Below are 9707 nucleotides of genomic sequence, written 5' to 3' on the forward strand. Positions count from 1 at the left end.
GAAAACATTTTTAATCATGTTTAACAAACGAAAAAGGAGCGGGGCATATATTCAATACCCGCTCCAATCAGTTTAATATCCTAGCTATTTTTAATTGCTTCAAATACCTCGCTAATATTTACGTTAAATAGCTTGGATAACCGTTCCATTTGTACCGCATTTAGTTTTTTTGGGTCTTTTCGCAGCTTCCATAGCGTCGCTGGTGAAACGTCGAGCTCTTCCGCAATGGCTTTTAATTTTAAACCGCTTCCCTCGATCAACATATCAAATTCACTTTTCATTTCAACTGTCATGATAAACGTCCCCTTTCAATATTTGTTGACACCATCATATAAAGAACGTTTAAAAAAGTAAACGTTTCTTTTTTATAAATCTTATATTTCAGTGTCCCTAAAAGTGAAAAGGCTTGATGTTATGCGCTTTTAACAGTTAAATAACGAGTTTTGGAGTAGTGGTGTAAGTTGTATGGGAAAGTAGTGGATAGAAACGGACGTTGTGTGTCCGCTACAATGCATGTAAAATATGATAAGGCGACGAGTACACACTATACATGTGGAGTGTGTATCGTTGCTACAAAGAAAAACTATATAGAAATCCTTAGTTTTAAACACTTTCACAAGCATTTCGTGTTTATAGGAGAAGGTGAAAAAACTAAAAATAAGGTACTGAAAAACCACATTACCGTTTCAGTGGTAATTGATCTGGGGTGTGGGAACACAATAGAATAAAAATATTTTAAGACGTTCAATTAAAATGAGCGTCTTTTTTTAGTGCGCCCGGCATGGGTGTAATCTCCAGGGTGAGAGTCCCGAGCCACGAAGGCAGAAGTAGTGGTTAGCTTAACGCAAGGGTGTCCGTGGTGACGCGGAATCTGAAGGAAGCGGGCGGCAAACTTCCGGTCCGAGGAACACGAACTTCATATAAGGCTAGGTATCATTGGATGAGTTTGCTAAACAAAACAAAGTCCATTCTGCCAAAGGTGATACATAGTAAATGAAGCGGATAGGTGGAAGGAAAGATTACATCCTTACCCGGGGAGGCCTGATGGATACGTGAAGTACCCTTCATAACCTGTTTAGTGATAAACAGCTGAGCCATCAGGAGTCAGCAGAAGTCATAGTACGAACCGTTCTAGACCGATTCGGAAGGACGGAACAATTTAAGAGAGAATAGCCCTTTGCATTCAGTAGGTCATGATGAACACAGAAAACATAGTACCTCACTTGAAGGAGGAGACGGTGAATCCCGTTGGGGACTTCTTGGAGGGTGGAGTGGCTACTGGCATAAGAAGATAAGCTATTCACGGAAGGAAGAGTAACAATGCTTTTGAATCAAATTCTATCACGGCAGAATTTGATTCTTGCACTCAAACGAGTGGAAAGGAATAAAGGAAGCCATGGAGTAGATAGGATGCCGTACAAAACCTACGTCAGCACATTGTCGAAAATTGGTCATCCATTAAAGAGGCAATTCTTACAGGAACCTATGAACCAATGCCAGTCCGCAGAGTCGAAATCCCGAAACCCGACGGCGACATTCGGTTACTAGGTATCCCAACTGTGACAGACCGTTTAATTCAACAGGCAATTGCCCAAGACCTATCTATGATATATGATCCAACATTTTCCGAACACAGCTATGGATTCCGACCGAATCGGAGTGCTCATGATGCGGTAAGGAAAGCGAAGGGATATAAAATATCTTATTTAAAAAACCACGACTTGTTCTCACCGAATGATCAAGTCGTGGTTTTAATATTGATTTAGTATATCAAATAAATAATATGAAACAAAATTGGTAGAAAAATAGATAATATCAAAATAGTCTGGACTTATTGATTCAAGTCATGTATGGTAGTGGTAATGAATGGAAAGGGTGGTGTGTTATATCCAGTAAATCTATTGTTTTTTAGTAGTTTTTGAGACGTTGTTGGGTCAAGTAAATGTTAACGAAGAAAATAGGAGGGATTACTATGGTTTTAAGTAAGAAAGCGCTAACAAGTAGTATTGCTGCTATTTTGATTTGTTTGTCATTGACCGTCCCAGCTTTTGCAAATACTTCTTCTAAACCGGTGTCTGGGTATGGAACACTGACTGGAACATTATCGGGTTCGAATTATAATACAAGGGTAACTCAAAACCCTGACTCTGCACAGCTGACAATAAAAGGATCCATGCAGGATAGAAATGGAAAAACAGTTGTTAATACACTTGATATTAAGAGTACTAGAGGTAGTACTTATTTCTCAGGTTCATGGTCATCTGTACCTTCAAATGTTTATGTAATTTATGGAACACACGGTGTGCAGGGTGGCAGTAAATATGGAGCCGCCGCAGTATATACCTATACACATCGTTAATTAAATACTAGTAGGTTAAGAGAATGTTTATACTAAGTGGGTAAAGTGATATATATACTTTATTTGCAAGGTATAATCATTTTTTTTATAGACGGGGAAACCTAGTAAACCAAATTAGGAATGTTGTCATCAAAACAACTATAAAGATAATGATAGTTTTTGGAAATAAGAAAGTTCAAAAAATCGTCATGAGCCCATTGTCAGTGCTGAAATATTTGATAAAGCTCAGGAAATCAGAATGAGAAGAAACCGAGGACGAAATACAGTAGCAAAGAATGGCGGAAAACGAGAAAAGTTTAGCCGCAAATATGCTTTTAGTTGTATGATTGATTGTGCTTACTGTGGTGGTACATTAATAAGACGAAGATGGCATAGTGGGACTAAATATAATAAGACGATTTGGCAATGTGTTACGAGTACGAAGAAAGGCAAAAAGTTTTGTCCAGATAGTAAAGGCATCCCAGAAGAAGCCATTGAAAAAGCTTTTCTAGAAAGTTATCGTATTATGTGCAATAATAACAAAGATGTTTTAGAAGAGTTTTTACAACGAATGGAAGGAGCTTTAAGTTCTAATACGATTCAGAAAGAACTTTCCAAAATAGAAAGGGAAGTTCAAGGTTTAGAAAACAAAAAGGATAAGTTAGTAGACATGAGATTAGAGGATATTATTGATAGAGAAACATATGAAGAAAAGCATAATGCTCTCATGCAGGAGATAAATGAGAAAGTACAAAAAAGAGAAAAGTCGTTATCGAATTTGGAAGAAGAAAAAGATATTAAAAAACGCTTATTAGCATTCAAAAAAGTGTTAGAACAAAATGAGGTTATTGATACTTTTGATCGCTATGTATTTGAAAGCGTAGTTGAAAAAGTCATTGTAGGTGGAGTAGATGAGGATGGAAATAAAGATCCTGCTATGATTACTTTTGTATATAAGACAGGATTAGGTAACAGTCTTGATGGTGAAAAATTTAAACCTGCGCGAAGAAATGCGAAAAAAGATGACACAAATGTATCTAATGAATTGTGTCACATACAGGCAACGAGGACAATAAATTGTATCCACATACTAGTGACGACACATATCGAAACTGTCACGCGATTGGAAAGAGATTTGTAGAACTCGAATAAACTCTTAGCAACCATAATAAACTCTTGCTACACCAGCCATTCTGTCATAATAAACATCTGCTTTTTCAATACAAAATCCAATAAATTCTCGGGTTTTCCTTATCTGGATCCCGAGTTTTTTCATGCCTTTTCCAATAACTTTTCAATACAGTTATGTTCCTAAATCAATGATAATACTGGAATTATCCAGTATTCAACTCAATATGATTCCAATAATAATTCAGTACACAATCAGTACAATTACTCTTGTTTCTTCTTCTCTTTTGTCTCCTATCTTTTCCTTCTGCTATGTCAAAACTTTATTCCAACTCCGAAAAAACCATGAAAAAACGGCCGAAAAAGGCCCGAAAAACGACCGATTTTAATCCAAAATTGGATAAAATTGAGGGGTCTGTAGCAAAACTTTATTATGACTCGAACGGTGGAACCCTTATTTTAATTGGGGTTAAAGGTGATGAAAATTGAAGTTGAGTTGACGGAATAGATTTTCGATAGGGGAGTTGATAGGATAGATGAAAGAAATAAAATGGCTATACTCAGACTAATTATATATTCGGAAAATACATCAAATGTAATTAGTTTAAATAAATGTGAAAACAAGTAGGAATTTTAGAGAATGCCTTATTGCGAACAGCTGGATGACGTTTTAGTAAAAACGAATCAAAAAGAAATGATGAAAATTAAAGCCGATAAAAAGAATGTTAATGCGATGGTTTATATTATGAATGAAGGCAGGCCACTTGAACAACCGAGTTGTTATTACTATTCAACTATTTTAGAGGGTTATAATAGTGCAGGATTTGATGTTGAATATTTACGTAAGGCTGTTAAAAATTCATATGAAAAAGATGGCGTCATTTTAGAAAGCAAATCTAAAGTGAAAGAATTAGAAAAGTTTGACTAATTATGATAAGGTATAAACAAAGTTGAATGTTCCGTAAACGGGCCAGATTGTATAAGTATTATCTAACTTATTTGGGGTGATTTTGTGAATCGGATAGTAGGTGTGTGGTTATTTACTTTTCTTGGTTTTTTATTATGGCTTTATATTGCTGCTAATCATTCAACTGTTGATGATTGGTGGACTGTAAAAACTATTAACAAATTCACTTCAGAGAACAAAGATATTACACCAATTTCACCAAGACATTTTATCTCCTCAATAAAGGTGCTAATCGGCTCAGCAATTTTTTCTTATGTTAGGAACTTTGCTTTCTTTTATAGTTATGAAAAGAAAACAATGAAAACTGTGCTAATTTACTTCTAATTATTCCATTAACGGGTGCGATTGTGGAACAATTAAATAGATTTTATTAAAGCTCAGAAAGTGGCCCGTTATCTATGATGCAGAGGGATATGATGATTGGACAGACCCTGAAGTTTGGAAGAAGGCAAATCCATCACTAGGAATTATCAAAAGAATTAATGAAATTAACATTAGAAGAAAAACTTGCTCATGGCGGACATCTAGTTTTACGTTGGATGATGGATAACATTCATGTTCGAACGGATCCAGCTGGAAACATTAAACCCGATAAAGAAAAATCAACAGAAAAAATCGATGGTGCGGTGGCAACAATTATGGCATTTGACCGAGCAATAAGAAAAAGCGGAACAAGTGATTCCGTTTATGATGATAGAGGATTGATTGTGGTATGAGTAAAATGTTTACGGGGCAACTTTTATAATATTTAGTAAAGAAAGACATTAAAAAAGGATTCACACCTTTGCTATAATAGTTTTAACGACAAAACCAGAAAGGTGGAATCCTCATTGCTACGATGTTTGGTCCCATTACGATTAATCGTCGACGATATAGAGATGAAATAGCCGATAAACGCATCGCCTTATTGGATCATTATTTGGAGTTTGATGGTCGTGATTCTTTAAGTCCTTTTCTAACAGAAATGGCTGTTAAATGGGCAATTAAAGGTCCTTCTTACCGGGATTCTAGAAATCGATTTTGTGATTTATTAGGCTACCAAGTGACTAGTCATGAAACGATTCGCCAGGAAGTTTTAAAGGTTAAGCCAAAGGATGTTTTATCGGATTCATCAGTTCCTAAAAAGGAAAAAGATGTTTTGTTTTTAGAAGTAGACGGGCTTCCTTAGGAGGCTGAGGCCGTGCCCGCGGAAAGCGAAGTATATTTCCGGAACGGATGTAGAGAGCTATTTGAAAGAATTATTGATTTTGAAAGGAAAAACAATCGCATTTTCAAAGGTGAGAATAGCTCCCGTAAATATTTGACAGACTCCTATAATGGGGGAAAACTTGAGTAGCCCAAATAATTGTGGTAAAGTATAAAAAAAATAAATGTTCAGCAAACGGGCTAGATTATGAAATAAAACACTAGCAGTTAAATTAAAATATTTGGGAAAAGTACATAAGTGCAAGAAACTTGGGGGAAGACGATGAAAATTAGACCTACCAAAGAAAACTTACAGAAATGGATGGAAATTTACGTTCCTGAAAAAGATCTGTTCTTTTTATCGAAAGATAAATTGAATGAAGTTAATGTTTCAGACGTGTTACTAATGCCTGCTGATGAATTCTTTAAACACAGTACATTTAAACAAATAAATTACGTAAATAGTTATTTGTACTGGAACATCAAGAATGTTCATTATGTGATTATCGCTGAAAAGAATTGGATTGAAAGCATTTCTGCAGAAGAACAAAAATTAATTTTCAATTCGCAAATACAATGCGGGAGAGGGCTTGTAATTCCTGTTACATTTGTAGATGAGTTAGAAAAAATACCCTCCAATTATATAGTAAACCAAAATATTATTATACAGCGTGCAATGTGGGAGTTACTTGATGATGTTGTTAAAGAGCAATTACTTAATAGAATGGTCTATGAGTGGTGGGATAATGGAGATTGTGAAGTCCCCCCGAATAAGTTATCTAGTTTTTTAAAACCATTTGCAAATACATTTAGTAACCGACAGGGTGCAAACTGTTTGGCAGCTGTTTTATTTGCAGTGTCAAATGGAAAGCCAAAGTGGCTTATTTATGAATGGATATACCAAAAGACATTTATTGAGACATTGAATCGATATAACTATGACGTGTTTTCGGGTGAAGGGATACAAGATGATGACGTGGTGGTTTGGCAAGACAAAAATGGCATTATTCAGCATGCGGCTTACCATATAGGTGATGGTCTATACTTCAACAAGGATGGGCAAACGATTTTTAATCCTTGGAAAATCCTTAAAGAAGAACAGCTGTATAAAGATTGGGAATATCTAACACCCATTAAGTATCGGCGATAGTAAAAGCTTCTTCCACAATGAGATAGAAGTATTGAACTTAAAATGAAAAACAAACTATAATTTCTTTGACATGTTCCCGCATACGACCATTTTGCTAAAAATCGTAAATACATCAATTCTATCAACTCGTCCCATGTTGAGTGCGTGGCATTGATGTCTAGGGTGGATGAATAAGGATAGTTGAAGTGTTGATAGAATAAGGTTTATAGGGTTCGCCTAAGTTTATTTTATGTGAATAAACAGGTGAAACCCTTTTTGTTATTGGTGTTAGAAAGACTGGAAATCGGGGTTGAGTTGACAGGATAGATAAATGGAGAAAAACGTGTTATATTTAGGCTAATTCATATTACCCAAAAGTGCGTTATATCTGATTAGTCTAAATGTAATATAGTCAATATGATTTCTGGAGGATAAGAAAATGTCTGAGAATCGAAGCGTCCATTTCATTCCACTAAGACCTGTACAACGTGAAAAACGAGTGGGAATATATTGCCGGGTAAGCTCAAACAGCATGGAACAATTAAATAGTTTAACAAACCAAGTATCTGTTCTTACGCGATTAACAGCCGCCACCCCAAACTGGTTACTTGTCGATACATATTTAGATATCGCTTCTGGGAAAACTAAATCGAAACGAAAAGAATTTAGACGTATGTTAGAAGATTGTCAGGCAAACAACATAGAAATTGTTATAACTAAAAATATTAGTCGATTTGGCCGTGATACGGTTGAAGTGCTAGAGTCACTTAATAAGCTAAGAGAACATGGAGTTCGTGTAATATTTGAACAAGAAGGACTTGATACAGACGATACAGATAGTGAACTGATGATTTCGATTATCGAATCGATTGCACAAGCGGAAAATGAATCTCGCAGTGAGAATATTAAATGGGGTTATAGACGCCATGCAGCACAAGGAACATCAAAATTATATAAAAACGAAAATGTTATGGTTATGAAAATGATGCAGATGGAGAACTAATCATTAAGAAAAACGAAGCTAAAAATGTTCAATTAATTTTTGAATTGTATTTACAAGGTCATAGTATTATAGGTATAAAGCGGGAATTAGAAAAACGAGGAATAAAAACACCAACCGAAAAAGAGAAGTGGAGTAAAAGAACAATTGACGTCATGTTAAGCAATGAGAAGTATATCGGTGTCGTAAGGTTGCTTAATTCCAGTGAACATGAAGAACATTATGTTTCTGAGTATAATCACCCAGCAATAATTTCAAAAAATCAATTTGAAGCGGTGCAAGAGGAAAAGAAAAAGAGAAGTAATGTTGTGAAAACTGAAGAAGGTAACCGGAGAAAGAGTAATAAGTATAGTTCAAAAAGCAGATAGATTAATCTTATTTAGGAGGAAATTATGGGAGATAATAAAGAAAATAGTAGCCAAAACAATTTTAATGGACCAACAAATTTTAATGGTCCAACACAAGTTGCTGGTAGAGATATTATTAACCACAACTCAGGTAATGCTTATCAAGAGGCACAATACAAGCCTAAACCACTATGGAGAAGTCCATTTACTTTGGCTGTATTAACTTGGGTTAGTTTGGTAATTGGAATACTAGGTGTGTTTCCTATTAGTAATATCGTAAAGGTTGCAGTAAATATCTTTAACGGATCAGCGCAGGTGACATCAGATATTAAAACTCCAATCTATTTGATGTTATTGGCAATACTAATGTTTTTATTCATTTTATTATTAAGCCTTAGGAGGATTACAAAGAATCAAACTAGACATCCATTATTATTTAATTATGCAATTAGTGGTTATGGAAGAAGGCTTACTTTAGAAAAAATACATATTGAGAAATGTCCGCAATGTGGTGGTAAGATGAAGTATTATAATAAGCCAGTTGAGTGGATAGATAAGCATTATAGTGATGGAAAATCCAAACGTGAGGTCACAAAAAGAATTCCAGTACTAGAGTGTAAAAGGAATAATGAGCATTGTTATTCAGTTGATCCAGCGGAAGATAAAGTAGGATAATTTCTATTCCCATAAATAGAAAATAGCCTAATCAGTAGCTGATATACTGACTTGACAGAAATGATGACAAGTTGCGTATATACAAGCGTTATTCTTATTAAACAACGATGTGTAGAATAGCCTAAATATATCATATCGAATCTGTCGTGCGGTTGGAAAGGGATTTTGTCTAACTAAAATAAACTCTCGCTAATACCAACACCGATTTTGTCATAATAAACATTTGCTTTTTCATTACTAAATCCAATAATATCTCGGGTTTTCCTTATCTGGATCCCGAGAATTTTCATGTCTTTTCCAATATTATTTCGATATAAAATCAATACATATTCAATATTTACAATCTTCCCGCCTTTCCTTTTCTTCATTTTATCAGCAAAAATTTATTCCCACTCCAAAAAAAGGTGAAAAGCCGCCGAAAAAGGGGTGAGGAACGGTCATTTTCAATCTAAAAAAGAGACCCTCTGCTTTCATTATTCTTCTATTTCAATAAACTCAATTGGTATATCTCTGTTTAATTTATTAATAATTAATTGGAGATACTCTATTTTATTAGGATCTTTTATATCTGATTCTGTATCGCCGATTAAAGCAGTGTATGTACTGAAATCCCTTTCACTTTGTCTAAAATCTAAAAGACTAATTTTCAATTTTTCATTTTCATTTTTAAAAGTAATTATAAGTGTGTCTTCATTTAATTCATATGTACCTTCTATTTCGTTATAAACAGTGTGACTTACTTTGTTATTACCTGTAAATTTCAACTTCATAAAGGGTTGATATTTGCTTGGATTATTAACATCTTCTTCTAATGGAACGGGTGCATAAACTAAATCAAATGTTTTACCAGACAACCTATTGTTATCGTTAATACAAGCCGAAAGAATAAAAACAAATAAAAGTGTAAAAACAACAAACCATTTTTTCATGAAATTTCT

General features: G+C 34.7%; 11 protein-coding genes and 2 pseudogenes. 11 read left to right on the plus strand and 2 right to left on the minus strand.

The window, feature by feature from the left end:
• Positions 1-80 precede the first annotated feature (80 nt).
• Entirely contained in the window at positions 81-293 is a 213-nt protein-coding gene (locus VIG73_RS09780) for a helix-turn-helix transcriptional regulator (protein ID WP_331641424.1), read from the minus strand.
• 1027 nt (positions 294-1320) lie between these two features.
• On the opposite strand from VIG73_RS09780, the pseudogene VIG73_RS09785 reads away from it, so the two are divergent.
• The 11 genes and pseudogenes from VIG73_RS09785 to VIG73_RS09830 form a co-directional block, all read left to right on the plus strand.
• Positions 1321-1694 (plus strand): annotated as a pseudogene (locus VIG73_RS09785) (reverse transcriptase domain-containing protein); the annotation flags it as partial.
• A 278-nt stretch (positions 1695-1972) separates the two neighbouring features.
• On the plus strand, positions 1973-2359 hold the full coding sequence (locus tag VIG73_RS09790; protein ID WP_331641426.1) for a hypothetical protein: 387 nt from the start codon (positions 1973-1975) through the stop codon (positions 2357-2359).
• A 238-nt stretch (positions 2360-2597) separates the two neighbouring features.
• On the plus strand, positions 2598-3479 hold the full coding sequence (locus VIG73_RS09795; protein ID WP_331641428.1) for a zinc ribbon domain-containing protein: 882 nt from the start codon (positions 2598-2600) through the stop codon (positions 3477-3479).
• Between the two features lie 627 nt (positions 3480-4106).
• Positions 4107-4394 (plus strand): hypothetical protein, encoded by a 288-nt coding sequence (locus tag VIG73_RS09800; RefSeq protein WP_331641430.1) that lies wholly within the window; start codon positions 4107-4109, stop codon positions 4392-4394.
• Between the two features lie 84 nt (positions 4395-4478).
• Positions 4479-4757, plus strand: a complete 279-nt coding sequence (locus tag VIG73_RS09805) for a hypothetical protein (RefSeq protein WP_331641432.1) — start codon at positions 4479-4481, stop codon at positions 4755-4757.
• Between the two features lie 146 nt (positions 4758-4903).
• Positions 4904-5149 (plus strand): annotated as a pseudogene (locus VIG73_RS09810) (terminase TerL endonuclease subunit); the annotation flags it as partial.
• 122 nt (positions 5150-5271) lie between these two features.
• The gene (locus VIG73_RS09815; protein ID WP_331641435.1) at positions 5272-5601 is read left to right on the plus strand and encodes a UPF0236 family transposase-like protein; all 330 of its coding nucleotides are present in this window, start codon (positions 5272-5274) and stop codon (positions 5599-5601) included.
• Positions 5602-5901: 300 nt separating this feature from the next.
• Complete coding sequence (locus VIG73_RS09820) at positions 5902-6768, plus strand: hypothetical protein (protein WP_331641437.1); 867 nt, start codon at positions 5902-5904, stop codon at positions 6766-6768.
• A 418-nt stretch (positions 6769-7186) separates the two neighbouring features.
• Positions 7187-7750: a recombinase family protein gene (locus VIG73_RS09825; protein WP_331641439.1), complete on the plus strand. Its 564-nt coding sequence runs from the start codon at positions 7187-7189 to the stop codon at positions 7748-7750.
• 44 nt (positions 7751-7794) lie between these two features.
• Positions 7795-8115, plus strand: coding sequence for a recombinase family protein (locus VIG73_RS15750; protein ID WP_414648397.1), 321 nt, complete (start codon positions 7795-7797; stop codon positions 8113-8115).
• Between the two features lie 24 nt (positions 8116-8139).
• Entirely contained in the window at positions 8140-8769 is a 630-nt protein-coding gene (locus VIG73_RS09830; RefSeq protein ID WP_331641442.1) for a hypothetical protein, read from the plus strand.
• 473 nt (positions 8770-9242) lie between these two features.
• On the opposite strand, the gene VIG73_RS09835 is transcribed toward VIG73_RS09830, so the two are convergent.
• The coding region (locus VIG73_RS09835; RefSeq protein ID WP_331641443.1) for a hypothetical protein at positions 9243-9707 on the minus strand (465 nt) is incomplete at its 5' end.

It is taken from the genome of Cerasibacillus sp. (assembly GCF_036516575.1).
Lineage (GTDB): Bacteria > Bacillota > Bacilli > Bacillales > Amphibacillaceae > Cerasibacillus.